The organism is Streptomyces sp. NPDC057697 (genome assembly GCF_042799335.1).
Lineage (GTDB): Bacteria > Actinomycetota > Actinomycetes > Streptomycetales > Streptomycetaceae > Streptomyces.
This window is the reverse complement of sequence record NZ_JBHVJA010000009.1, coordinates 258511-281666: the sequence shown is the minus strand read 5'-3', so window position 1 is coordinate 281666 and position 23156 is coordinate 258511. Positions and strand designations below refer to the sequence as shown.

Genomic DNA, 23156 nt, shown 5'->3' with positions numbered 1-23156 from the left:
TCCTTGTGAGGAGGAGAGGGCGGGGTGCGGATGACGGCGGGCGTCAGCGGGCGGTGTCGGCGTCGGCCGGTTTCCAGCGGAAGAGCCGCTTCTCCAGGAAGGTCAGCAGGCCCTCGGCCAGCAGCGCGACGATCGCGAGGATGACCATCGCGGCATAGACACCGGCGGCGTTGAACGTGCCCTGGGAGGCGGCGACCAGCAGTCCGAGTCCCTTGGTGGCACCGATGTACTCACCGACGATCGCGCCGATGAGCGCGAAGCCGAAGCTCACGTGCAGGCTGGTGAAGATCCAGGACGTGGCGGAGGGGATCACCACCTGGAGGGTGACCTGGCGGTTGCTGGCGCCCAGGATGCGGGAGTTGGCGACGAGATCGCGGTCGACCTCGCGGGCGCCCTGGAAGGCGTTGAAGAAGACGGGGAAGAACACCAGGACGACCGCGGAGGCCACCTTGGACGCCGGGCCGAGACCGAACCAGATGAGGAAGATCGGCGCGAGCACGATCCGGGGCAGCGCGTTGAGCACCTTGATGTACGGCCCGAGGACATCGGCGGCGAACCGGACCCGGCCCAGCGCGATCCCGAGCAGCACACCGGCGATCACACCGATGACCCAGCCGAGCAGGGCTTCGTAGAGCGTGTACCAGATCTGCTCCCAGAGGGAGCCCTGGGCGGTTCCGTCGACGACCCAGGTACGGATCTGCTCCCAGATCTTGGACGGCATGGAGAAGTTGAACGGGTCGATGACGGCCGTACGGGCCAGCCACTCCCAGAGCCCGATGACGGCGAGCAGCACCGCGATCCGGCTTCCGGTGACCAGGTATCTGCGGTTCCTGGCGGCTTTCGCTCGGGCCCGGGTCCGTTCCGTCCCGGGACGGGCCGTCTTCGCGGTGAGGGTGTCAGGCGACATCGAGGGCACCCCTCTCGCGGGTGATGCGGACCTCTTCGCCGAGCGAGGACCAGATCTCCCGGTAGATCTCGACGAACCGGGGCTCCAGCCGCACCTGTTCCACCTTCCGGGGGCGGGGCAGACCGATCTCGAAGACCTCCTTCACCGTGGCCGGTCCGGCGGTCATGACCACGACCTTGTCGGCCAGGGCGATGGACTCCTCCAGGTCATGGGTGACGAAGACGACGGAGGCGCCCGTGCCGGCCCACAGCTCCAGCAGTTCGTCCGACATCAGGGCCCTGGTCTGCACGTCGAGCGCGGAGAACGGCTCGTCCATCAGCAGGATCTCGGGGTCGTTGACGAACGTGGCCGCGAGCGCGACGCGCTTGCGCTGGCCGCCGGAGAGCTGGTGGGGGTAGCGGTCCTCGAAGGAGGAGAGACCGACCCTGGCGAGCCACTCCCGGGCCCGCTCCTTCGCCTCGGGCCTCGGCACACCGCGGAAGCGGGGGCCCGCCATCACATTGGACAGCACGGTGCGCCAGGGGAAGACCGCGTCCTGCTGGAAGACGAAGCCCACCTTGTCACCGATCCCGCGCACCGGCTCCCCGCCGACCAGGACCTCTCCCTCGGTGGGTTCCTCCAATCCGCTGACCAGGGTCAGCGTGGTCGACTTGCCGCATCCGGTGGGGCCGACCACGGCGACGAACTCACCGCGCCCGACCGTGAGGTCCAGATCCCGTACGGCGGTGTGGAGCGCCCCCGACGGAGTCCGGAACGCTTTGCTCGCCCCCCGCAGCTCGATGGCGGGGCTCGTTTCGCTGTTCATGGAGCGGGACGCTAGGGGCGCCCCGGGGACCCGGGCACCCTTGCGCCCACAACTCCCGGTTCTGCTCATAACGCGGGGTTCTGCTCGTTCTGCCCGCGCTCCGGCAACGAATGCGATACGAGGACTGGCCATCGGCGGGCACGGCGTTTACGTTGCGTTCACACGAGGACGAAACGGAGCATCATGTTCCTGGCGGGCGGAAGGCAGAGGGCGAGCACATGCGCATTCACTGGCCCCGCCGTGTCTTCGCCCAGGTGCTGCTCACCCAGGTGGCCCTCACCACCGGCGTGATCATGCTGGTCACGGGGCTCTTCCTCGCCCCGCTCAGCCATCAGCTCGACAACCAGGCGATGCACCAGGCCCTGTCCATCGCCCAGACCGCCGCGGCCGAACCCGGTCTGGTACGCGATCTCAGGAGCACCCGGCCCAGTCCCGGCGGCCCGGTGCAGGCCGAGGCGGAGCGTATCCGGCGGGCCACCGGGGCGCTGTACATCGTCGTCATGGACACCCGCGGGGTGCGCTGGTCGCACACCGACATCGCCCAGATCGGCAGGCATGTGTCGACCGATCCCAGCACGGCCCTGGGCGGCCGGGAGATCATGCAGATCGACGACGGCACCCTGGGCAGGTCGGCGCGGGCGAAGGTCCCGCTCCGCGACCGGGACCGGAGCATCGTGGGCGCGGTGTCGGTGGGCATCGCCTACGACAGCGTCCACGACCGGCTGCTCGGGACCATCCCCGGTCTGCTGCTCTACTCCGGCGCGGCGCTCGCGGTGGGCGTGCTGGCCGCCCTGGCCGTCTCGCGGCGGCTCCAGCGCAGCACGCACGGAATCGCCTTCGCCGACATCTCCGCGTTGCTGGGCGAGCGCGAGGCCATGCTGCGCAGCATCCGCGAGGCGGTGCTCGCCCTCGACGCGCGGGGCCGGATCCGGCTGCTCAACGACGAGGCGCGGCGCCTGCTGGAGCTGGACCAGGACGCCGTGGGGCGGGCGCTGGGCGAGGTGCTGCCGCCGGGCCGTACGGCCGAGGTGCTGACGGGGCGGGTCGCCGGCGCCGATCTGCTCACGGTCTGCCGGGGCCGGGTCCTGATCGCCAACCGCATGCCCACCGGTGACGGCGGGGCCGTGGTGACCCTGCGCGACCGCACCGAGCTGGAGCTGTTGGGCCGTGAGCTGGACTCCACCCATGGGCTGCTGGACGCGCTGCGCGCCCAGGACCACGAGCACGCCAACCGGCTGCACACCCTTCTCGGGCTGCTGGAGCTCGGCAGGCACGAGGCCGCGGTGGAGTTCGTGGAGGAGGTGACCAGCGGTCACCGGGCCTCGGCGGAGCAGGTCGCGGAGCGGGTCAGCGATCCGCTGCTGTCGGCGCTGCTGGTGGGCAAGTCGGCCATCGCGGCGGAGCGGGGCGCCTCGCTGCGCCTCTCACCGAACACCCGGCTGCCGGACGTGGTGGTCGACCCGCGCGATCTGGTCACCGTCCTCGGCAATCTCATCGACAACGCGCTGGACGTGGCCACGCTCATCGAGGTGGAGCTGCTCGCCGAGGGCGGTACGGCGGTCCTGCGGGTCAGTGACAACGGCCCCGGAGTGCCTCCGGCGATGCGCGAGCGGATCTTCACCGAGGGCTGGTCCACCAAGGAGTCCCCCGCACACCGGGGACGCGGCCTGGGCCTGGCCCTGGTGCGCCGGCTCGCCGAGCGCTACGGTGGCGCGGCCCGCGTCACGGCCCGGGGCGGCGGCGGCGCGGTCTTCACCGTCGTGCTGCCCGAGGCACTCACCGTCCGGTCGCTGACAGAAGTGGGAGAGTCGCGATGATCGATGTCCTGGTGGTGGACGACGATTTCCGGGTCGCCGAGATCAATGCCGCGTACGTGGCCAAGGTGCCCGGCTTCCGGGTCGTCTCCCGTGCGCACACCGCCGCGCAGGCGCTGTCCTTCCTGGAGCGCGGCCCTGTCGACCTGGTCCTCCTCGATCACTATCTGCCGGACGAGACGGGCCTGGCGCTGGTACGGCGACTGCGCCAGCTCGGCCATCCGGCCGATGTGATCATGGTGACCGCGGCCCGCGATGTGTCGACCGTCCGTACCGCCATGCGGTACGGGGCGTTGCAGTACCTGGTCAAGCCGTTCAGCTTCAGCGGTCTGCGGGCCAAGCTGGAGAGCTACGCGGCGCTGCGCCGGACCCTCGAAGGCGTGGGCGGCGGCCGGGGCGAGGCCGGGCAGGAGCAGGTCGACCAGATCTTCGGGGCCCTGCGCACCGCGGAGTCGGGACCGGCGACCGGACTGCCCAAGGGGCATTCCGCGCCCACCGCGGACGTCATCCGCCATGTCCTGTCGGCGGCCGACGAGCCGCTTTCGGCACACGACGTGGCCGCCCGGTCGGGCCTCAGCCGCTCCACCGCCCAGCGCTATCTCAAGTACCTGGAGGGCGCGGGCCGTATCAGTCTCAGCCTCAAGTACGGCGACACGGGCCGCCCCGAGCACCGCTACGCCTGGGCCGGTCTCCGTACGGAGCCGCTGCGATGAGCGGGTCGCGGGTGCCGCCGGTGGAGCTCACCCCCGCCGCCGCCGAGCTGCTGCGCCGGCTCCGCGCCGTCCACGGCCCGCTGATGTTCCACCAGTCGGGCGGCTGCTGCGACGGCAGCGCGCCGATGTGCTACCAGGACGGTGAGTTCCGTACCGGTGGTTCCGACGTGCTGGTGGCCTCGCTCGACGTGGCCGGGGTGGCGGAGCCCATCCCGTTCTGGATGTCGCGCAGCCAGTTCGAGGTGTGGGCGCACACCCGGCTGATCGTCGACGTGGTGGAGGGGCGGGGCAGCGGATTCTCGCTGGAGGCCCCGGAAGGGGTGCGGTTCCTGATCCGTTCGCGGCTGGCCGGCCCGGACGGGGGCTGATCCGTCGCCCGGGACGCAGGACGCGGCGGGCCCGCGTCCCGCGCCGGGTCAGGGGTTGAGACTGCTGACGACGCCGGCCGTGGCGGCCAGGCCGTCCTGGATGGTCGGCGCCATGCTGGTGCCCGCGAGGAAGAACCCGAGCATCGCGCAGACCAGCGCGTGCGAGAGCTTCAGTCCTCCGTTGCGGAGGAAGATCACCGCCAGGATCAGCAGAAGCAACACCAGTGAGATCGAAATGGCCATGACCAACCTCCTCCGCCGCGCCGGAATGCGGCATTCGGCGGCCAGTGTGGCGCAGCGGAGGAGCCGTCCGGCGCACTGGCGTGTCCGCCATCCGGGTGTTGACTGGCTGTCACGCCAGGGGCGGTGCGTCCGGTCAGTCGCGGAGGCGGGCGGCCCGGTCGTGGGTGCGCAGGAAGCGTTCGAGACCCGCCAGGTCATCGGTGTTGAGGTGGTCGACCCCGGCGGCCAGCAGCTCCGTCCAGACGGCGTCCCGCTCCGGCCCCGGCGCGTCCGGCGTGGCCCAGAAGCGCACGCGCCGGCCCTCGCGGTGGGCGGCGGCGACGCGTGCGCGCAGCCTGTTCCGCTCGTCGGCCGGGAACGGGCCCGCGCCCAGCCAGCTGAAGTCGTCGCTCCAGCTGCTGCTGATGAGCGGGGCGAACGAGGCGGGGGACGCGGTTCCGAGGTCCTCGGGGCGGCCGTCGTAGAAGGCGTACCGGGTGTGCTGCGCCTCCATCGGGGCTCGGGCGGCGCGGTCGCCGGAGATGACCGGGGTGACGGCGCCGGGCCGCACCCGGCCGCGGTGGCAGGACGTCAGCATCCGCCGGTAGCGCCGCAGCTGCCCGTCGAGTGCGAGGTAGGCGGCGGCTCCGTCCGTCTTGATGTCGATCAGCAGCTGGACGGGCTCGTGGTGGCCGGGGTGGACCGTGCCGTGGTTGGCCTCGACCCTGGCCAGCAGCGGGTCGAGGTAGAGCGAGGCGAGGGTCCGGGCGGGGTCGAGGTCGGTGGCCTCGTGGGCGACCAGCAGTTCTCCGTCCACCAGGAAGATGTCGGCCTCGACGCTGGTGAAGCCGTGCCCGAGCGCGTCGTACAGGGGGCGCGTGTGCAGGTAGTCGTTGTGCGCGTGGGCCCTGCGCAGCGGCCGCGGGTGGTGGTGGGCCGGGGACGTGGCGGGGCGCTCGGACGCGGCGGCCGTGCGCGGGGACAGGAGCGCGCCCGCGGCGGCGGTGGCGAGCGCGGTGGTGACGACGTTGCGGCGGGTCGGGAATGCCATGGGTTCTCCCCGGAGCGAGTGAGGGACCGGACGGAAGGACGCGACCGAGTATGCGACGGGTGCCGGGGCAACGGGCGGGCGCCGCAGAAGAGTTGATCCGGTCGTCGTCCGCCCGTCGACTGCCGTTCCCCGGTCAGGACAGGAGAACCCGGCGCTGGTTGGCGCCGCCGGGACCGGTCCGGCCGCCAGGGCGAGGATCAGCACCACGACGGTGGCGCGTGCTCCGTGCGTGTCCCGCTCCTTGTCCGGTGGCCCGCTGATCATGGACCTGTCCATGATGGTGACGCCGGTATCCGTCCGGACCTTCGCGGTTCCGGGGTTCGTTCCCGGGGCGGCCCCGCCCGTAAATGTGTCGACAGGGCCCCTCGGCGCCCGGCAGAGTGCCCGTCCGTGACCAGTAGTGAGATGTGGACCCGCGCGACCGCCGAACGCTACGACGCCGGGGAGACCGAGATGTCCTCGGCCGCCGTGCTCGGCCCGACCCTCGACTTCCTCGCCCCGCTCGCCGGAGACGGCCGGGCACTGGAGTTCGCCATCGGGACCGGCCGCGTGGGCGTCCCGCTCCGGGAACGCGGTGTGCCGGTGGTGGGGATCGAGCTGTCCGAGCACATGGCGGCGGTGCTCCGGCGCAAGATCGACGAGGCCGGACTCCCGGTCACCATCGGGGACATGGCCACCACCGTCGTCGACGGCGAGTTCGCCCTGGTCTATCTCGTCTACAACACGATCACGAACCTGCTCACCCAGGACGAGCAGGTCGAGTGCTTCCGCAACGCCGCACGCCATCTGCGTCCCGGCGGCCGCTTCGTGATCGAGCTGGGCGTACCGCCGCTGCGGTTCCTGCCGCCCGGCCAGGTCGCGGTGCCGTTCGACATCTCCGAGCGGCATCTCGGCTTCGACACCTTCGACCTGACGGAGCAGATGCTCGTCTCGCACCACTTCTCCGCCGACGGCGAGGACGGCCGCTACCGGCGCGGTGACTCCAGGCACCGGTACGCCTGGCCCGCCGAACTCGATCTGATGGCGCGGATCGCCGGGCTCGGACTGGAGCGGCGTGTCGGGGACTGGGACGGCTCGCCGTTCACCCAGGACTCCACGAAGCACGTCTCCGTGTGGCGCAAGCCGGTCTGAGGCAGGGCGGCCCCACGGCCACGAGGGTCAGGCCCTCGGGGCCTCCCGGCCGATCCGCCCCGGGGTCCCTCGCGGCGCGGAGCGGTCCGGCCAGCCGACCGTACGGTCGCACCAGCGCTCCAGCAGCACCCGGTCGTGACCGACGGCCAGCAGACCGGCCCCGGACTCCCTGCGGTAGGACTCGACGACCGCCACCAGAGCGGCGGTCGTCGACGCGTCGAGCATCGCGGTCATCTCGTCGCAGATCAGCCAGCGCGGCCGCAGCACCAGCGCCCTCGCCAGACAGGCGCGCTGCAACTGGCCGTCGCTCACCTCGTGCGGACGCCGGTCCAGCAGCTCGGGCGTGAGACCGACGGCGGGTGCCAGCGCCGCCACCCGGTCGGCCACCTCCGCGCGGCGGCCGGTCGCCCGCAACGGCTGGGCGATGAGCTCGCGCAGCCTCAGGCGGGGGTCCGCGGAGAGTCTGGGCTGCTGGAAGACGACGCCGACGGCGGTGCGCTGTGCTCGCGGGGCCCCGTGGCGCCAGCCGCGTACCGGTTCCCCGTCGAGCACGACCGTGCCCGCGTACGGGCGGTGCAGCAGGGCCGCGACCCTGGCCAGGGTGGACTTGCCGCAGCCGCTCGGGCCCAGCAGCCCGAGGGACTCCCCCGGCGCGAGGCTCAGCGAGACGTCGCGGACGACGGGCTCGCGCCGGTCGTATCCGGCGGTGACACGGGTGAGTTCAAGCACGGGCGGACTCCTCCCCGGCCGCCGTGACACCGTGGTGGCAGGCGAGCCGGCCGTCGAACGGGGGCGGTACGGAACACTGTTCGTCGGCGCGGTCGCAGCGGGCCGCGAAGGCGCACCCCTCGGGCAGTGCCCCGAGCTCGGGCGGCATTCCGGGGACCGCGACGAAGGAGCGCTCCGGCAGCGCGTCGAGGAGGCCGCGCGCGTACGGGTGGCGCGGTCCGGTCGGTCCGAAGAACCGCTCGGCGTCGGCGAGTTCGACGATGCGGCCCGCGTACATCACGGCGACCCGGTCGGCGATGCGTTCGGCCGCCGCGAGGTCGTGGGTGATGATCAGCAGCGCCCGTCCGCCGTCGGTGTGGCGGCGCAGTTCGTCGACGGTGCGCTCGACCAGCTCGCGGTCGAGTCCGGTGGTGGGCTCGTCCGCGAGGAGCAGCGGTGCGTCGCCGATCAGGGCGAGCGCGGTCGCGGCCCGCTGGGCGAGGCCGCCGGACAGCTCGTGGGGGTAGCGGTCGAGGTGCCCGGCCGGGAACGAGGCGCGGGCCGCGGCCCGTTCGGCGGCGGGGCGCAGGGCGGAGCCGCGGACGCCGGTCAGTTCGCGGACGGTCTCCTCCAGCTGGGCCCGGACGGTGCGGACGGGGGTGAGGTGTGCGGCGGGGCTCTGCGGTACGAGTCCGACACGGCGCCCCCGCACCGTGCGGGCGAGCCTGCGCTCACCGGCGGTGAGGAGGTCGGTGCCGTCGTCGAGCAGCGCCGAGCCCGAGGTCCGCGCGTTGCCCGGCAGCAGTCCCAGCAGCGCCGAGGCCAGCACGGACTTGCCGCAGCCGCTCTCGCCGACCAGGGCCAGGCACTCCCCCGCCGCGAGGTCGAAGCGCGCCTCGGAGACTGCGGCGACCTGCCGCCCGCCGGGCATCCGGAAGGCCACGGAGAGTCCGCGGACGGAGAGGACCGGGGCCGTGGGCCCCGGGGCGGTCTTCACAGCATCAGCTCCGATCGGCGGCGCGGGTTGATCCGCTCGCGCCAGGCACCGGCGAGGCCCGCCAGCGCGAGGGTCGGTACGACCAGGAACAGGCCGGGGAAGAGCGTCGGCCACCAGTCCCCGGCGAGCAGCGAACCCCGCGCCGTCTGTACGAGATTGCCCAGGCTCGCCTGGTGGGTGGGCAGCCCGAGCCCCAGGAAGGAGAGCGCGGACTCGTGCCACATGGCGTGCGGCACCATCAGCACGGCGGCCAGGCCGGCCTGCGGCAACACGGCGGGCAGCAGATGCCGGACGACGACCCGCCCGCGTGAGGCGCCACCGGAGATCGCCGCGTCGATGAACGGGCGCGAGCGCAGCGACAGCACTTCGGAGCGGACGATCCTGGCCGTCGAGAGCCAGTGGGTGAGCGCGACGGAGACGATCACCGGGCCGGCACCGGGCCGGAACATGGCGACGATGAAGATGCCGAGCAGCAGATGGGGCACGGAGGAGAAGGTGTCCACGAGCCGCATGACGACGCGGTCGGTCCAGCCGCCGAAGGCCGCGGCGAGCGCGCCGACAGCGGTCCCGATGACGGTCGCGGTGAGCCCCGCGACGACACCGACGAGGAGCGAGACGCGGAGCCCGTAGACGCAGCGCAGCAGCAGATCGCGTCCGACGTCGTCGGTGCCGAACGGGTGCTGCCAGGACGGCGGCCGGAGCCTGGCCGCGAGGTCGACGGCCTGCTGGTCGAGCTGGACCAGCGGTGGCACGAGCACCACCGCGAGCAGCACCGCGGCGACGATCCCGGCGGACACGGCCACCCGGACACGGCGGGTGGTGCGCGCGGTTCCGAGGTCGGGTTCAGCCATCGAAGCCCACTCTCGGGTCGGCGAGCGCGTACAGCAGGTCGGAGAGGAGGTTGCCGAGGACGACCGCCACGGTGGCCAGCACCGTGAGCGCGGCCAGCAGCGGGAAGTCGACGGAGGTGGCGGCCTGCACGGTGGCGGCGGCGATGCCGGGCCAGCTGAAGACCGTCTCGACGAGCAGGGCACCGGTGATGAGTTCGGGGACGCGGGAGCCGATGAGAGTGAGCACCGGCAGCATTCCGGAGCGCAGGGCGTGGCCGAGCAGTACGGTGCGTTCGCTCAGCCCGCGGGCGCGCGCACCGCGCACCGGGTCCTCGACGAGCGCGTCGGCGACGCCCTGGCGCACGTAGAGGAAGAACCACGGCAGCTGGGAGATCCCGAGCACGGCCGCGGGGAGCACCAGATGTCCGGCGACCTGCCCGAAGGTGACGGTGTCGCTGGCCGCGTCGGTGAGACCGCCGGCCGGGAGCAGGCCGAGTTCCAGCGCGAAGAACCAGATGGCGAGCAGCCCGAGCCAGAAGGCCGGGGCGGCTTCGAGGATGTACGCGGCGGAGCCGACGCACCGGTCGAGCAGGCGGCCGGGCCTGCGGGCGGCCAGCACGCCGAGGCCCGTGCCGAGGAGTACCGCGACGGCGAAGGCGGCGGTGGCGAGCAGCACGGACCAGCCCAGGCGTTCACCGATGACGTCGGCGACCGGCTGGCGCATCACGGCGGAGTCGCCGAGGTCGCCGCCGAGCGCGGAGCTCAGCCAGTCCCACCAGCGGGTCACCAGCGGCCGGTCGACGCCGAGGTTGGCCCGCAGCTGGTCGAGGTTCTCCTGCGAGGCGGTGAGCCCGGCGGTGCCCGCGTACGCCTTGACGGGGTCGAAGGGGGAGGCGGCGGCGACGGCGAAGACCCCGAACGTCACGGCGGCCAGGACGGGGACGGCGAGCAGCGCCCGCCGTCCCGCCATCCTGCCCATCGGCCCCCAGGGGAGGCGGTGGTTCACTTCTTCGGCGTCCAGTCCTCGACGTTCCACCACGGGCCGGACGCCAGTCCGTGGTCGTGCGGTTCGACCTGGGTGGTGAGGGGGCCGAAGCGGTCCTTCACGACGTAGAGGTGGTCGATGTGGGTGAGGAAGGTGTAGCCGGGGTTCTTCATCAGTTCGCGCTGGACGGTGTCGTAGGCGGCCTTGCGCGCGGCGGTGTCACCGCTGCGTCGCCCGGCTTCCAGGGCCCGGTCCACGGCCTTGTTGTCGTACCACGCCATGTTGTTGAAGCCGTCGCCCGCGAGCGAGGACTTCAGCAGGGTGTACTGGTCGAAGTCGGGGTCGGCGGGCGATCCGCCGCCCGCGAGGACCGCGTCCTGCTTCATCCGGGGCTCGATGACCTCCCAGGTGCCCGCCTCGGTGGTGATGTCGATGCCCGCCTTCCTGGCATCGGAGGCGTAGGCGAGCGCGTGGTCCTGGCGCAGCTTGTCGCCGGTGAGGTACCAGAGCGGGAAGGCGGCGCGTACGCCGTTCCTGCTGCGGATGCCGTCCTTGCCGGGCTTCCATCCGGCGTCGTCGAGGATCTTCCGTGCGGCGGCGAGATCATGGGTGCGCTCGGTGCCCCGGGCGAACCACTCGCTGTCGGTGGGGACGGGCCCGTAGGCGGGGCGGCCCTCGCCGTTGAGGATCGAGTCGACCATGGCCTTGCGGTCGACGGCGACGTCGAGGGCGCGCCGCACGGCGATGTCGCCCGCGACCGGGTTGTGGGTGGGCAGGGTCACGGTGCGGTAGTCGTACGTGGTGGCGGCGTACGTCCGGGTGCCGTCGGTGAAACCCTTGGCCAGGTTGGGCGGCAGGATCGCGCCGTCGAGTTCCCCGGAGCGCAGCCGGGTGGCGCGCACGTCGTCGTCCTTGATGATCGCCATGGTGAACTTCTTCACCTTCGGCACGCCGCCCCAGTAGTGCGGGTTGGCCCTGAAGCTGAGCTTCTCGCCCTTGGACCACCGGGTGAGCAGATAGGGTCCGGTGCCCGTGGGCCGGGTGGTGAAGTCTCCGGTGTTGACGTCCTGCTTGCCCGCGATGTGTTCGGGGGCGATGGGCAGGACGGTGCGCTGGGCGAACGGCGCGTAGGGGTACTTCAGGTGGAAGACGACGGTGTCGTCGCCGTGGGCCTCGATGCTCTTCACCGCGTCGAGTTCGGTGCGGGAGGCGTTGTTGGTCTTCTTGTCGAGGATGGTCCGGTAGGTGAAGACCACGTCCTTCGCGCCGAAGGGCTCGCCGTCGCTGAACTCGACGCCCTTGCGGAGCCGGTAGGTGTACGTCAGTCCGCCGTCGCTCACCTCGGGCAGGGCGGTGGCGAGGGCGGGCCGCAGCTTCATGTCCGCGTCGAGGGCCAGCAGCCCGTCGAAGATCTTGGAGTTGCCGTCCTTGCCGTAGCCGAGCAGCGGGCTGAGGCTGTCGGGCTCGTAGGCGATGCCGACCACCGCGGAGTCCCGCGCGCCCGGCCCGGAGCCGCCGGACGGGCCGCCCGGTTGCGAACAGGCCGCCGCGGTCGACGCCAGTACGGCCGCCACTGTCGCGGCGGCCGCTCCCCGTATCGATCGGGCCGTCATATTCCGCACATCCCCTTACTGAAGATCAAATGTTATTGCGAATCCTTCGCAATTAAACAACAGGTAAAGGGGTGCCCGGTACCCCGCCGCGGCGGGAAGCACGGGAGCGGAGGCGTGTGGACCCACGCCTCCGCTCCAAGTCCCGCGTTCCCGCGGGCCGTTCGGTCCTCCTTTGCTACGGCGCGGGCAGTTCCATCAGTTCGGCGACGGTCCCGCGGTGCTGCCCGGCCGTGCCGTAGGCGATCGAGTCGGCCTTGGCGCGCTTGAGGTACAGATGGGCCGGGTGCTCCCAGGTCATGCCGATCCCGCCGTGCAGCTGCACGCACTCCTCCGCGGCGTGCACCGCGACCCCGGAGCAGTACGCCTGGGCGACGGCCACCGCCAACGGCGCTTCGGGGCTGCCGGTCGCGAGGGCGTCCGCGGCGTTCCGCGCGGCGGCGCGGGCGGACACGACCTCCAGCCAGAGCTGCGCCATACGGTGCTTGAGCGCCTGGAACGAACCGACCGGCCGGTTGAACTGGTGCCGTTCACGGGTGTGGCGGACCGTCTCGGTCAGACACCACTCGGCGAGTCCGAGCTGCTCGGAGGCGAGCAGACCGGCGCCCGCCAGCAGGCCCCTGCGCACGGCGGAGACCGCGAGCGCCCCGTCGGCCAGCCGCGTTCCGGCGGCCTCGGCGAAGGTGACGGTGGCGAGCGGGCGGGTCAGGTCGAGCGGTACGAGCGGCCGCACGGCGACGCCTTCGGTGCCGGTCCCGACCGCGTACAGCCCATCGGTCGTCGGGACCAGCAGTACGTCGGCGACGGCGGCGTCCGCGACACCGGTGACCGTCCCCGTGACGCGCCCGGACACCACACCGGCCGGCTGGGCGGCGTCGGGCGCCGGGGCGGCGAACGGCACGGCGAGGACCGCGGTCCGGCGGCCCGCGGCGAGTTCGGCGAGCAGTTCGGCGGCCGGTCCGCCGGGCGCCCCCAGCGCGAGCAGGGTCTCCGTGGCGACCACCGCGCCGGTGAGATAGGGCGAGGGCGCGACGGCCCGGCCCAGTTCCTCCAGCACCACGGCGGCCTCGCGGTGACTCGCGCCCTGTCCGCCCAGCTCCTCCGGCACCAGCAGCCCCGCGGTGCCCATGTCGGCGGCGAGGGCCTTCCACAGCAGTGGGTCGTACGGTGTGCCGGACTCGACGCGGGCCAGTACCGCCGACGCCTCGCTCCGGTCGGCGAGCAGCGCGCGCACCGCGGCCCGCAGGTCCTCCTCGGCCTCCGAGTAGAGCAGATCGGGCGTGCCGGTCTCTTCGGTCGGTGTGCTCATCGGGCCAGGTCCTTCCAGGCGACGTCCTTGTCGTTGCGCGGCTCGGCGGGCAGGCCGAGGACGCGCTCGGCGACGATGTTGAGCAGCACCTCGCTGGTGCCTCCCTCGATGGAGTTGCCCTTGGAGCGGAGATAGCGGTACCCGGCGTCCCGGCCGGTGAAGTCGACGAGTTCGGGCCGGCGCATCGTCCAGTCCCCGTACAACAGCCCTTCCTGGCCGAGCAGTTCGACCTCCAGTCCACTGATCTCCTGGTTGAGCCGGGCGAAGGCGAGCTTCATGCCGGAGCCCTCGGGTCCGGGCTGTCCGGCGACGAGCTGCTGGCGCAGCCGGGTGCCGGTGAGCCGGGCGACCTCGGCCTCGACCCAGAGGGTCAGCAGGCGCTGGTGGAGTTCGTGGGTGCGCAGTTCGGGGCGTTCGCGCCAGGTGCGGGCGAGCGGGCCGATCATGCCGCCCTCGCGCGGGACGCGTGCCCCGCCGATGGAGACCCGCTCGTTCATCAGCGTGGTCTGCGCGACCTTCCAGCCCTCGCCGACCGGTCCGAGGCGCCTGCTGTCGGGGATGCGTACACCGGTCAGGAAGACCTCGTTGAACTCGGCCTCGCCGGTGATCTGGCGCAGCGGCCGGACCTCGACCCCGGGGTCGGTCATGTCGCAGACGAAGTAGCTGATGCCGCGGTGCTTGGGCACGTCGGGATCGGTGCGGGCGATGAGGATCGCCCAGCGGGCCAGATGGGCGCTGGACGTCCAGACCTTCTGCCCGTCGACCACCCAGTCCTCGCCGTCCCGGACGGCACGGGTGCCGAGGGCCGCGAGGTCGGAGCCCGCGCCCGGTTCGCTGAAGAGCTGGCACCAGACCTCCTCACCGACCCACAACGGACGCAGGAAGCGCCGCTTCTGCTCGTCGGTGCCGAAGCCGAGGAGGGTGGGGGCCGCCATGCCGAGCCCGATCCCGATCCGTCGGGGGTCGTTGTCGGGGGCGCCGGCCGCGGCGAGTTCGGCGTCGACGACGGGCTGGAGGGTACGGGGCGCGTCCAGGCCGCCGAGTCCGGCCGGGTAGTGCACCCAGGCCAGTCCGGCGTCGAAGCGGGCCCGGAGGAAGGTGGTGCGGTCGGTGGTGGCCGGGGGGTGCGCGGCGAGCAGTTCCTGGGTGCGGCGGCGGAGTCCGGCCGCGTCGGGGGCGGTCATCGGGCGGCTCCTGACGGGACGACGACGATCCGCCCGGTGCTGGCGCCCCCGGCGACCCGCCGGACGGCGTCGGCCGCCCCGTCGAGCCCTACGCGCCGGCTGATCAGCGGCTTGACGGCGCCCCCGTCGACGAGCCGGGTGAGCTCGTCGTGGCAGGCGCGGACGGCGGCCGGGTCCTTGGTGTTGTACAGGCCCCAGTGGAGTCCGACGATCGAGTAGTTCTTGACGAGGGCGTGGTTCAGCGCCGGAGCGGGGACGACGCCGCTGGCGAAGCCGACGACGAGCACCCGGCCCTCGAAGGCGACGCACTTCACGGACTTGGCGTAGGCGTCGCCCCCGACCGGGTCGTAGACCACGTCGGCACCGCGGCCGCCGGTGGCCTCCTTCACCGCGGCGACGATGTCCTCGCTGTGCCGGTCGACGACCAGGTCGCAGCCGAGCGAGGCGGCCACCTCCGCCTTCTCCGGGCCCCCGACCACGCCGATGACGGTGGCTCCGGCGGCCTTGCCGAGCTGGACGGCGGCGCTGCCGACCCCGCCCGCCGCCGCGTGGACCAGAAGGGTCTCGCCCGCCTGGAGGTGCGCCCTGCGGTGCAGGCCGAACCAGCCGGTCTGGTACCCGATGTGCAGGGCGGCGGCCTCGGCGTCGTCCAGGGCGTCCGGGGCGGGCAGCAGCGCCGCCTCGTCCGCGACGGCGTACTCCGCGAATCCGCCGTGCGGCAGCGCGGGGGTGGCGAGCACCCGTCGCCCGTCCGCGGTTCTGCCGCAGATCTCCACGCCGGGGGTGAAGGGCAGCGGCGGCCGCACCTGGTACTGGCCGCGGCAGAGCAGCGCGTCGGGGAAGTTGACGTTCGCCGCGAGTACCTCGATGAGCACCTGCCCTTCGCCGGGCGCGGGCCGGTCCGCCTCCTCCAGCCGCATCACCTCGCTCGGCTCGCCGTTCCGGTGCACTCGCCATGCCTGCATGAGGGGCCTCCACAACACTGTCGGCATTACCACTGCTCCGGCGCATACTAAGCGGTCGCTTGCCTCTCTGGGAACCACCCGCCGGGACCGGTCCCGGCGCGGGGCTGCCGACGGTGCGCCCGGTCCGACCCGAGCGGTCCTGGGCAGGAACCGGGGGCGGCCCGTTCAGCGCCCCCGGCGCCGGCCCGGCCGGGAGCCACCGCGTCGACGGTCCGCGGTGCCGCCGCACCGGTGGGCGGCCGGGAGCCCCGCCGGCTCGGGCGGTTCGGCCGTGGCGCGCTCCTGCGGCACGGCTCCGCCGGGCAGGTGGCTGTGCGGGCCGTTCCCGCGCGCGGGGGGCGCGGACGGCGTTCCACCACTCGTTGTCATGGGCGGTGCGACCGTTCCCACGCGCGCGGGGCGCGGGCCTTTGGAAGCGACGCTGAACGAGACGATCAAGCGGGCCGTTCCCGCGCGGGGCGCGGACTCCGTGTGCCGTGCCCGCCGACGGTGCGGTTGCGCCCTCCCCGGGAGGCGATGGGCTCGACGAGGGTTGCGATGGAGCGGGGCGGCATCGTGAGCGGGGAGCCGAGGTCCGAGGCCGCCACCCACGTCCGGGAAGCAGACCACGAGCCGTTCCCGGGGCCCGATCGGTGGACCGCCGCACACCCACCGGTCGAGCCCCGACCCGCGCGTACCCCGCCGTCCCCGCGCATCCGGAGGAACGCGTCGAACGCCGAACGCCGGGAGAAGCATGCCGGTGACCGCGCACCCCGCTGGGTGGACCTGATGGCACAGGACCTGCACGCGCCACAGTCCTTCTGCTCCGCCGTCATGGGCTGGACGTTCAGGGAGAGTTCGCTCGGCAGCGACGCCCCGGTGCCCTGGCGCACGGCAAACCGGCCGCCGGGCCGGGCCTGCGGACCCGCGACGCGATTGACGCCGCCTTCTCCTAAGCGGAGGTCTCCGACCGGGCCCGGCCGCCAGGAGGCTGCACGGTGGACGACGCCCAGGACCACATCATCGTCCGGGCAGAGGGGCACACCGTCGCCGCTCTGTACGGCGGAGTTCTCGAAACCGGCCCGGACCCCTAGGTCGTGTCTGCTAATTGATCTTGTGGTGGGTCGTGGTGAGCTGTCGAAGGTTGCCTCTTCACTCTCGCGAGTCGCCCCACGTGACCGAAGCGCGTTCCGGGAGGTTAGCTCCGTTATGAAACGCGCTCTCGCACCAGCCCTCACCCTCGCTCTCGCGCTGGCCCCCTCGGTCGCGCTCGCCGAAGACACTGCACCCCGTGCTGCCGCCGGGCCGGAGGCGCCCGGCTGCCCCGAGGTGGACAACCCGTCGGGGAACGCCGTGGTTCTTGCCGACACCAGCGACCCGTCGGTCTACTACGTCTGCAGCAACGGGGAACCGCACAAGGTTGTGTGCCCGGAGGGGACGCTCTTCTCGAAGTTCGAGAAGGTGTGCGACTGGGAGTGGAACATCCAGTTCGAGAACGGCTGAGCCAGGGCCTGTCTGGCGAAGGATCTCAGGTGGGTTCTCGGAGCCAGAGGATGAGTGAGGCGAGGTGGACTCCGGCCTTGTAGCGGGTGGCGAGCTCATCGAAGCGGGTGGCGATCGCTCGGAACTGCTTGAGACGGCCGAAGCAGCGTTCGACGACGTTGCGGGCTTTGTACAGCTTGCGGTCGAAGGCGGGCGGTCTGCCACCGGCCCGGCCGCGTCGCAGACGGTTGGCCTTCTGGTCGGCCCGCTCGGGGATCACGGCCTGGATGCCCCGCCCGCGCAGAGTCCGGCGGATCGCCCGTGAGGAGTATGCCTTGTCCGCGAGGACCGCGTCAGGTCTGCGGCGGGGGCGTCCGGCACCGGTCCGGGGCACTCGAAGCCCGCCCATGACGGCGTCGAAGACGGTGGAAATCGTTGACGTTGCCCGGCGTGACGACGACGGCCAGGGGCAGGCCCCGGCCGTCGCAGGCAAGATGAACCTTGGTGGTCAGCCCGCCGCGGGACCGGCCCAGCGCCTGGCGATCCGCCGAGCGTGCCGGATCTTCCAGTCCGTCCCCCGCCTCCGCCCCCCCTTTTCCGGGCACCGGCGGCGTGCTGGTGAGCCCGGCTGACCGTGGAGTCGACCGAAACGGTTCAATCCACGGCCTCGGCGGAGTCGTCGCGGATCTGGACCTGCTCCAGCAGCCGGGCCCAGGTGCCGTCCGTCTCCCAGCGGGCGAACCGCTCATAAACCGTCTGCCACGGCCCGTAGCGTTCCGGCAGATCACGCCACGGTGCACCTGTTCGCAACCGCCACAACACCCCGTTGATCACCTGCCGATGGTCCCGCCACGGTCGCCCATGGCCATCAGCACCAGGCAGCAACGGCACAATCCGCTGCCACGCCGCATCCGTCAGCTCACCACGACCCACCACAAGATCAATTATCAGACACAACCTAGGGCCGTCCTAGGTGGAACGTCGGCTTCCAGGTCGATGACACCACAGAGGCCGCAGCCGCGGCCGTCACACCCGGCGGCAGGACCCCGGCGGCACCCACAGCCGACGCCTTCACCGTCCGACACCCCGGCGGCGCTGTTCTCACCCTGTCCGGCGCTTGACGGCGCCCGCCGCGTCCGGCGGCTCCCGTCACCCGCGCCGACGCGTCGGAGCCCTTCGGGTGCCGGGTCACGAAGGCGCCTCATGCGAGGAACCGCGCGGCCGTTCGCAGATCCGACAGCAGCCCTCCGTAGGCATCGGCCCGGTCCTTCGCCCGCAGTACGGCCGAGGGGTGCACGGTGGCGAGGAACCAGTGGCTGCCCGCGTCGGCATCCCGCTCGGCCCCGAGCGTCGTGGGGATGTCCCAGTGCGGTACCGGCAGCAGCGCGCCCCGGGCCTGCGTCACCCTGTAGGAACCGCCGAACAGCGCCTTGCCCGCGGTGGCACCGAGCGCGACCACCAACGCGGGATCGGCACGGTGCAGTTCGGCCGCCAGCCATGGCCGGCATGCCGTGATCTCCCGGAGGTCCGGCGTCTTGTGGATGCGCCGCTTCCGCGTATTCGTGGCCGGTGCGAACTTGAAGTGCTTGACCGCGTTGGTGAAGTAGACCTCGTCCTCGTCGATTCCGGCTTCGGCCAGCGCCTTGCGCAGGAGCCGGCCTGCCGGACCGACGAACGGCAGGCCCCGGCGGTCCTCCTGGTCGCCGGGCTGCTCTCCGACCAGGACGGTGCGCGCATCGGCGGGACCGGCACCGAATACCGTCTGTGTGGCGTCCTCGTACAGCGGGCACCCATGGCAGTCGGCCGCGGCCCGCCGCAGCGCCGGCAGACCTCCCCGGGCGGGCACGTGGTCGAGAGCGCTCCGGTGAGGGCTTTCCGCAGCACCGGGCATGGCGCCTCCTCGCGTGGCCCCCGCGCGGGACGAACGACGGCCGGTGGCCGCTGTGCCCCACGCCCCTGCGGTGTCCATCGTTCCAGGTGGCGCCCGGCCTGTCCCGGTGGCGGTGTGCGACGACCACCGGAGCGCGTACCCACCGAAGCCGTCGTCCACTTCCCCGGGCTTCCCGGCACCCGGACCGATCCGGTCTCCCGCCCGCCTCTCCCCCATGGTTCTCGCACAATCACCACCGCCCCCGGGGACCTCCGGGCCACGGGAGGCGGGATGGCCCGGTCGCTGGTTCGCTGGATGAGTCGGCTCGTACGGGGAAGCGGAGTCGCACGGCGGTCGACGGCGTCGGAGCCGCGATCGGCGGAGCACGCCCGTGCGGGGCGTCCGAACCGCGGACGGGCCGGGAGCAGCCCCTCCATGAGCACGCTTCCGGACGGGCACTGCGAGCAGGAGCGACCGCAGGAGCGCTGGACGATCGGGAAATGCCACCGCCGTCCTTCGCGGGCACCCCCGTGTTCACCGTGCACAACGCCCCACCGCGCCCGGCGCCCGCGCAGTCGCTCGGACCTCCGCGCCCCGTCGGGAAGGGAAAGGAATGACGATGAGCACACTTGAGAACTTGCGGGTCGTGGTGACAGGGGCCACGGGCAATGTGGGGACCAGTGTGGTCCGGGCCCTCTCGGAGGACCCGGACGTGGCGTCCGTACTGGGCCTCGCCCGTCGGCTGCCGAAGCTGTCGATACCGGGAGTGGCATGGGGCGGAGTGGACCTCTCCCGGCCCGACAGCCCCGGCGTCCTGGACGAGCACCTGGCCGGGGCGGACGCCGTCATCCACCTGGCCTGGCGATTCCAGCCCACTCATGACCCCGTGGTCACCTGGCAGAGCAATGTTCTGGGATCGATCCGGGTCTTCGAGGCCACGGCGAGGGCCGACGTGCCGGTGCTGGTGCACGCCTCCTCGGTAGGTGCCTACTCCCCCGGCCCGAAGGACGAACCGGGGGTGGACGAGGAGTGGCCCACGCACGGGTGGCCGGATGCCGCGTACTGCCGGGAGAAGTCCTACCTGGAGCGCGTGGTGGACACGTACGAGTTGCGGCACCCGGGGATCCGGGTGGTCAGGATGCGGCCCGGTTTCCTCTTCAAGGAACAGGCCGCCAGCGAACAGCGCCGGATCTTCGCGGGCCGCCACGTCCCCGGTGCCCTGCTGCGACCGGACCTCCTCCCGTTCGTTCCCGACCTGGACGGGCTGCGTTTCCAGGTCCTCCACACCGATGACGCGGCGCAGGCCTACCGGGCGGCCGTGGCCGCCGACGTCCGGGGGGCGTTCAACCTGGCGGCGGAGCCCGTCCTCGACGCGCGACAGCTCGGCGAACTCCTCGACGCCAAGGTGGTGCGTGTCCCCGCGGCACTGATGCGCGGCGCTCTGGCTGCCGCATGGCACAGCCGCGCGGTGCCCGCCTCGCCGCATCTCTTCGACGCGGTGTTGCGGCTGCCGGTCCTCGACTGCGGCCGGGCGCACGACGTGCTGGGGTGGCAGCCGACCAGAACGGCACAGGAGGCGCTGTCGTCGTTCCTGAGGGGGGTGCGTGACGGCGCGGGCCTGGAGACGGAACCGCTCGCGGGCAAGCAGTGGGGATGACGGAGGGATACGGCCGTCTCCCCACGCTTTGGAGTCAGCGGGAAGAGGATCAGCCATGGAGTCCGGGCCTCTCCACCAGCCCCCTGGGCCAGGGCAGGGCTCCTCGGCCGACGCGGCGGTGGACGCCCAAGCTCTGGAGAGGGAGTTGCGCAGGCACGTACGGGGAGAAGTGCGCTTCGACGCGGAAACGGGAACATTGTGGTCGTCACCATCCCGGCGGCGGTCGCCATCGTGGCACCGCTGAATCAGATCAGGGCAGAACCTCATCGCGGGTCATCGACGTCGGTGCGGCTTCGTCCTGCCCGCGGCTCCGGCACGGTGCGCCTCTTCTTCGAGAGCGGGGAGCCGCGGACCGGACGAGCGCCCCGGGGCGGCCACTGGGAAGATGTGATGGTGCGAACCGTCGGTGTGGAGGAGGAGCTGCTGCTCGTCGACGCGCAAAGCGGCGAGCCCCAGGCGCTTTCGAAGGCCGTGCTGGCCGTCGCGGAGCGCCGCTCGGAAGGAGAATCCGCCTTCGAGCCGGAGCTCCATCACCAGCAGCTCGAATTCGCCACGGAACCGCGCAGCGACATGCGCGAACTCGCGGACGAGATCCGCCTCCGGCGCGCCGAGGCCGCGGAGAGTGCCGCCCGTACGGGGGCGGCCGTGGTGGCGCTGGCAACCGCTCCTCTGCCGGTCAGCCCCTCGGTCGGGGAGGGCGAGCGCTACAGATGGCTGGCCGACAGGTTCGGCCGGACGGCGCAGGAACAACTCACGTGCGGATGCCACGTACACGTTTCGGTGGCATCGGACGAGGAGGGCGTCGGCGTGCTGGACCGGGTGCGTATCTGGTTGCCGGTGCTGCTGGCGCTGAGCTCCAACTCACCTTTCTGGCAAGGCCGCGACACCGCGTACCGCAGCTACCGGAGCAGAGTGTGGGGACGCTGGCCCTCCGCCGGACCGGTCGAGGTCTTCGGCTCCGCGGAGCGTTACCACGAAGAGGTCCAGGCGCTCATCGACACGGGGGTCCTGCGCGACAGAGGGATGGTCTACTTCGACGCCCGGCTGTCGCACCGGTACCCCACGGTCGAGATCAGAGTGGCGGACGTGTGCCTGGACCCGGCCGACACCGTGCTGCTCGCCACCCTCGCCCGCGGCCTCGTCGAGACCGCGGCTCGCGAATGGCGCGCCGGCGATCCGCCCGACCCGGCGGGAGTGGGTGTCCTGCGCATGGCCGCCTGGCAGGCCGCCAGGTCGGGGCTGGAGGGGCAGCTGCTCCAGCCTCGCACCATGCGCCCCGTGCCCGCGGCCGAGGTGGTCGCGGCCCTGCTGGCACACGTCCGGGACGCTCTGGAGGACTGCCGGGACCTCGCTTCCGCCGAACAAGCGCTCATGGACGTACTGGAACGGGGCACCGGCGCACGGACCCAACGGGAACTGCTCGCTCGCACCGGAAGTCTCCGTGACGCCGTGGCCGAGTGCGTGCCCAGGACACTGGGGAGAAGGAGGCCCGGGTGAGTGCCTGCGCCGTCTCCGTGCCACCGCACTCGGCGCGCGGCCTCGCCCGCACGGCCGGGTCGGGTCCGCCTCACGGGGACACTCTCGGGCCGCGCTCAAGGACCTGACAGGAGAGGGTGGCGGCATGACCGGTTCGGCGCTCCTCGTCATCGACATGATCAACACCTCCACCCGGACCTCGCGGAGGCCGCACTGACCATGATGCGGCGGAACATGGACGCGAACATCACACGGGCCGCCGAGGTCGTGTGATGAGGCCGGTACGGCCGGTACTCCCCACTGCTCGGCGAGCCGACCGGCGTGGGCGGGCCTCGCCCCCGTTCGCCGGATCGTTGTTCCGGCCCCGGAGGTCAGGCGTGGTCAGCCAGCTGGGACCGGGACAAGCCCTTCTCACGCGCGCAGTGTGCGCAACAGAAGTACTGTCCGTCGGCCTGCATGCCGTGGCCGAGGATGCGGCACAGGCAGTTGACACACGTCGGGGCGATCTTCTGGGCGGCGCACTCGATGCTGTCGAAGACGTGCACCACCCCTTCCGCGGTACGTACCTCGAATGCCAGCTCGTAGTCGTTGTGGCAGACCTCGCACACGGCCATGGACGATCACCCCTTGCTGCCGGAATCGATGAGCGGCGGCGCCTCCAGGCCCGCCGGAGGCGCGGCGCCCTCCCCGGACACTAGCGAAGGAGCGCACCGATCCCCCCGGCAGCGCGTGCACGGTGACCCGACTGCTGGCGGATTCACTCCCCTGACGGCCGTTCACCGTCTCGTGCCGGGCGGACGGTGGCACTCCGCCACCGTCCGCGCGGCGGTCGCCCTCGCCGCGCCGTCACGGGCGGCGGACGAGTCGGGGACCCCACGCGAACGGGCCGTCGCCCGTACCGTCCGCGAGGTCGGCGAGTACCTCGGCAACTCGCCTGCGGTGTGCCGGGTGTCCTCCGCCGAACCGGACCATGTCCTCAGGGGCGCCGGTTCCGCCAGGCGCACAGGGCCACGCCACCGGCGACGAGGGCGGAGGCGGACCAGGCCAACCGCGCGTTCCGGGACAGGCAGGTCTACACGGAGCGGTTGTGGGC

At 72.4% G+C, this 23156-nt stretch carries 21 protein-coding genes and 1 pseudogene; 7 read left to right on the top strand and 15 right to left on the bottom strand.

The window, feature by feature from the left end; all coding sequences use genetic code 11:
* Positions 1 to 43: 43 nt before the first annotated feature.
* Both ACFVFH_RS23730 and ACFVFH_RS23725 read right to left on the bottom strand, forming a co-directional pair.
* Entirely contained in the window at positions 44 to 907 is an 864-nt protein-coding gene (locus tag ACFVFH_RS23730; protein WP_383772017.1) for an ABC transporter permease, read from the bottom strand.
* Complete coding sequence (locus tag ACFVFH_RS23725) at positions 897 to 1712, bottom strand: ABC transporter ATP-binding protein (protein WP_383772015.1); 816 nt, start codon at positions 1710 to 1712, stop codon at positions 897 to 899. The genes ACFVFH_RS23730 and ACFVFH_RS23725 overlap by 11 nt, the downstream gene beginning before the upstream one ends.
* Before the next feature lie 218 nt (positions 1713 to 1930).
* Between ACFVFH_RS23725 and ACFVFH_RS23720 the strand changes: the two genes are divergently transcribed.
* From ACFVFH_RS23720 to ACFVFH_RS23710, 3 genes are read left to right on the top strand one after another with little or no spacing between them, the layout of a single operon-like run.
* Positions 1931 to 3529, top strand: coding sequence for an ATP-binding protein (locus ACFVFH_RS23720; RefSeq protein ID WP_383772013.1), 1599 nt, complete (start codon positions 1931 to 1933; stop codon positions 3527 to 3529).
* Positions 3526 to 4239: a response regulator gene (locus ACFVFH_RS23715; RefSeq protein WP_383772011.1), complete on the top strand. Its 714-nt coding sequence runs from the start codon at positions 3526 to 3528 to the stop codon at positions 4237 to 4239. Before ACFVFH_RS23720 ends, ACFVFH_RS23715 begins: the two co-directional genes overlap by 4 nt.
* Entirely contained in the window at positions 4236 to 4607 is a 372-nt protein-coding gene (locus ACFVFH_RS23710; RefSeq protein ID WP_383772010.1) for a DUF779 domain-containing protein, read from the top strand. The genes ACFVFH_RS23715 and ACFVFH_RS23710 overlap by 4 nt, the downstream gene beginning before the upstream one ends.
* Before the next feature lie 48 nt (positions 4608 to 4655).
* Here the strand turns inward: ACFVFH_RS23710 and ACFVFH_RS23705 are convergent, their stop codons facing one another.
* Positions 4656 to 4850 carry a hypothetical protein gene (locus tag ACFVFH_RS23705; RefSeq protein ID WP_383772008.1) on the bottom strand — a complete coding sequence of 65 codons (195 nt, stop codon included), beginning with the start codon at positions 4848 to 4850 and terminating at the stop codon, positions 4656 to 4658.
* A 133-nt stretch (positions 4851 to 4983) separates the two neighbouring features.
* Positions 4984 to 5880 (bottom strand): phosphatidylinositol-specific phospholipase C/glycerophosphodiester phosphodiesterase family protein, encoded by an 897-nt coding sequence (locus ACFVFH_RS23700; protein WP_383772006.1) that lies wholly within the window; start codon positions 5878 to 5880, stop codon positions 4984 to 4986.
* A 390-nt stretch (positions 5881 to 6270) separates the two neighbouring features.
* Between ACFVFH_RS23700 and ACFVFH_RS23695 the strand changes: the two genes are divergently transcribed.
* A complete protein-coding gene (locus ACFVFH_RS23695; RefSeq protein ID WP_383772004.1) occupies positions 6271 to 7011 on the top strand; it encodes a class I SAM-dependent DNA methyltransferase in 741 nt (246 codons plus the stop codon).
* Positions 7012 to 7038: 27 nt separating this feature from the next.
* Here ACFVFH_RS23695 and ACFVFH_RS23690 read toward each other — a convergent pair whose 3' ends face one another.
* The 8 genes from ACFVFH_RS23690 to ACFVFH_RS23655 form a co-directional block, all read right to left on the bottom strand.
* Complete coding sequence (locus ACFVFH_RS23690) at positions 7039 to 7740, bottom strand: ABC transporter ATP-binding protein (RefSeq protein ID WP_383772002.1); 702 nt, start codon at positions 7738 to 7740, stop codon at positions 7039 to 7041.
* Positions 7733 to 8650: an ABC transporter ATP-binding protein gene (locus tag ACFVFH_RS23685; RefSeq protein WP_383772122.1), complete on the bottom strand. Its 918-nt coding sequence runs from the start codon at positions 8648 to 8650 to the stop codon at positions 7733 to 7735. The genes ACFVFH_RS23690 and ACFVFH_RS23685 overlap by 8 nt, the downstream gene beginning before the upstream one ends.
* Before the next feature lie 62 nt (positions 8651 to 8712).
* Positions 8713 to 9567 (bottom strand): ABC transporter permease, encoded by an 855-nt coding sequence (locus tag ACFVFH_RS23680; RefSeq protein ID WP_383772000.1) that lies wholly within the window; start codon positions 9565 to 9567, stop codon positions 8713 to 8715.
* Complete coding sequence (locus ACFVFH_RS23675; protein WP_383772120.1) at positions 9560 to 10525, bottom strand: ABC transporter permease; 966 nt, start codon at positions 10523 to 10525, stop codon at positions 9560 to 9562. The genes ACFVFH_RS23680 and ACFVFH_RS23675 overlap by 8 nt, the downstream gene beginning before the upstream one ends.
* 23 nt (positions 10526 to 10548) lie before the next feature.
* On the bottom strand, positions 10549 to 12144 hold the full coding sequence (locus ACFVFH_RS23670) for an ABC transporter substrate-binding protein (RefSeq protein WP_383771998.1): 1596 nt from the start codon (positions 12142 to 12144) through the stop codon (positions 10549 to 10551).
* 175 nt (positions 12145 to 12319) lie between these two features.
* On the bottom strand, positions 12320 to 13450 hold the full coding sequence (locus tag ACFVFH_RS23665; protein ID WP_383771996.1) for an acyl-CoA dehydrogenase family protein: 1131 nt from the start codon (positions 13448 to 13450) through the stop codon (positions 12320 to 12322).
* Entirely contained in the window at positions 13447 to 14634 is a 1188-nt protein-coding gene (locus ACFVFH_RS23660; protein ID WP_383771994.1) for an acyl-CoA dehydrogenase family protein, read from the bottom strand. The genes ACFVFH_RS23665 and ACFVFH_RS23660 overlap by 4 nt, the downstream gene beginning before the upstream one ends.
* Positions 14631 to 15599, bottom strand: a complete 969-nt coding sequence (locus ACFVFH_RS23655) for an NADPH:quinone oxidoreductase family protein (protein ID WP_383771992.1) — start codon at positions 15597 to 15599, stop codon at positions 14631 to 14633. The genes ACFVFH_RS23660 and ACFVFH_RS23655 overlap by 4 nt, the downstream gene beginning before the upstream one ends.
* A gap of 1188 nt (positions 15600 to 16787) precedes the next feature.
* Here ACFVFH_RS23655 and ACFVFH_RS23650 point away from each other — a divergent pair.
* Positions 16788 to 17081, top strand: a complete 294-nt coding sequence (locus ACFVFH_RS23650) for a carbohydrate-binding module family 14 protein (RefSeq protein ID WP_383771990.1) — start codon at positions 16788 to 16790, stop codon at positions 17079 to 17081.
* Between the two features lie 25 nt (positions 17082 to 17106).
* On the opposite strand, the pseudogene ACFVFH_RS23645 reads toward ACFVFH_RS23650, so the two are convergent.
* Both ACFVFH_RS23645 and ACFVFH_RS23640 read right to left on the bottom strand, forming a co-directional pair.
* A pseudogene (locus ACFVFH_RS23645) lies at positions 17107 to 17996 on the bottom strand (IS5 family transposase).
* Between the two features lie 265 nt (positions 17997 to 18261).
* Positions 18262 to 18951, bottom strand: a complete 690-nt coding sequence (locus ACFVFH_RS23640; protein WP_383771988.1) for a UdgX family uracil-DNA binding protein — start codon at positions 18949 to 18951, stop codon at positions 18262 to 18264.
* Positions 18952 to 19549: 598 nt separating this feature from the next.
* Between ACFVFH_RS23640 and ACFVFH_RS23635 the strand changes: the two genes are divergently transcribed.
* Entirely contained in the window at positions 19550 to 20587 is a 1038-nt protein-coding gene (locus tag ACFVFH_RS23635; RefSeq protein WP_383771986.1) for an NAD-dependent epimerase/dehydratase family protein, read from the top strand.
* A 390-nt stretch (positions 20588 to 20977) separates the two neighbouring features.
* A complete protein-coding gene (locus ACFVFH_RS23630) occupies positions 20978 to 22084 on the top strand; it encodes a glutamate--cysteine ligase (protein WP_383771984.1) in 1107 nt (368 codons plus the stop codon).
* A gap of 350 nt (positions 22085 to 22434) precedes the next feature.
* On the opposite strand, the gene ACFVFH_RS23625 is transcribed toward ACFVFH_RS23630, so the two are convergent.
* On the bottom strand, positions 22435 to 22677 hold the full coding sequence (locus ACFVFH_RS23625; protein WP_383771982.1) for a hypothetical protein: 243 nt from the start codon (positions 22675 to 22677) through the stop codon (positions 22435 to 22437).
* Positions 22678 to 23156 lie beyond the last annotated feature (479 nt).

Excerpts from the sequence above, each read along its gene's own strand:
- ACFVFH_RS23630 (WP_383771984.1), top strand. The coding sequence starts at position 20,978 with ATGGTGCGAACCGTCGGTGTGGAGGAGGAGCTGCTGCTCGTCGACGCG.
- ACFVFH_RS23660 (WP_383771994.1), bottom strand. The coding sequence starts at position 14,634 with ATGACCGCCCCCGACGCGGCCGGACTCCGCCGCCGCACCCAGGAACTG.
- ACFVFH_RS23640 (WP_383771988.1), bottom strand. The coding sequence starts at position 18,951 with ATGCCCGGTGCTGCGGAAAGCCCTCACCGGAGCGCTCTCGACCACGTG.
- ACFVFH_RS23730 (WP_383772017.1), bottom strand. The coding sequence starts at position 907 with ATGTCGCCTGACACCCTCACCGCGAAGACGGCCCGTCCCGGGACGGAA.
- ACFVFH_RS23685 (WP_383772122.1), bottom strand. The coding sequence starts at position 8,650 with ATGCCCGGCGGGCGGCAGGTCGCCGCAGTCTCCGAGGCGCGCTTCGAC.
- ACFVFH_RS23680 (WP_383772000.1), bottom strand. The coding sequence starts at position 9,567 with ATGGCTGAACCCGACCTCGGAACCGCGCGCACCACCCGCCGTGTCCGG.
- ACFVFH_RS23655 (WP_383771992.1), bottom strand. The coding sequence starts at position 15,599 with ATGCAGGCATGGCGAGTGCACCGGAACGGCGAGCCGAGCGAGGTGATG.
- ACFVFH_RS23670 (WP_383771998.1), bottom strand. The coding sequence starts at position 12,144 with ATGACGGCCCGATCGATACGGGGAGCGGCCGCCGCGACAGTGGCGGCC.
- ACFVFH_RS23675 (WP_383772120.1), bottom strand. The coding sequence starts at position 10,525 with ATGGGCAGGATGGCGGGACGGCGGGCGCTGCTCGCCGTCCCCGTCCTG.
- ACFVFH_RS23720 (WP_383772013.1), top strand. The coding sequence starts at position 1,931 with ATGCGCATTCACTGGCCCCGCCGTGTCTTCGCCCAGGTGCTGCTCACC.
- ACFVFH_RS23650 (WP_383771990.1), top strand. The coding sequence starts at position 16,788 with ATGAAACGCGCTCTCGCACCAGCCCTCACCCTCGCTCTCGCGCTGGCC.
- ACFVFH_RS23710 (WP_383772010.1), top strand. The coding sequence starts at position 4,236 with ATGAGCGGGTCGCGGGTGCCGCCGGTGGAGCTCACCCCCGCCGCCGCC.
- ACFVFH_RS23715 (WP_383772011.1), top strand. The coding sequence starts at position 3,526 with ATGATCGATGTCCTGGTGGTGGACGACGATTTCCGGGTCGCCGAGATC.
- ACFVFH_RS23665 (WP_383771996.1), bottom strand. The coding sequence starts at position 13,450 with ATGAGCACACCGACCGAAGAGACCGGCACGCCCGATCTGCTCTACTCG.
- ACFVFH_RS23700 (WP_383772006.1), bottom strand. The coding sequence starts at position 5,880 with ATGGCATTCCCGACCCGCCGCAACGTCGTCACCACCGCGCTCGCCACC.
- ACFVFH_RS23705 (WP_383772008.1), bottom strand. The coding sequence starts at position 4,850 with ATGGCCATTTCGATCTCACTGGTGTTGCTTCTGCTGATCCTGGCGGTG.
- ACFVFH_RS23625 (WP_383771982.1), bottom strand. The coding sequence starts at position 22,677 with ATGGCCGTGTGCGAGGTCTGCCACAACGACTACGAGCTGGCATTCGAG.
- ACFVFH_RS23635 (WP_383771986.1), top strand. The coding sequence starts at position 19,550 with ATGAGCACACTTGAGAACTTGCGGGTCGTGGTGACAGGGGCCACGGGC.
- ACFVFH_RS23725 (WP_383772015.1), bottom strand. The coding sequence starts at position 1,712 with ATGAACAGCGAAACGAGCCCCGCCATCGAGCTGCGGGGGGCGAGCAAA.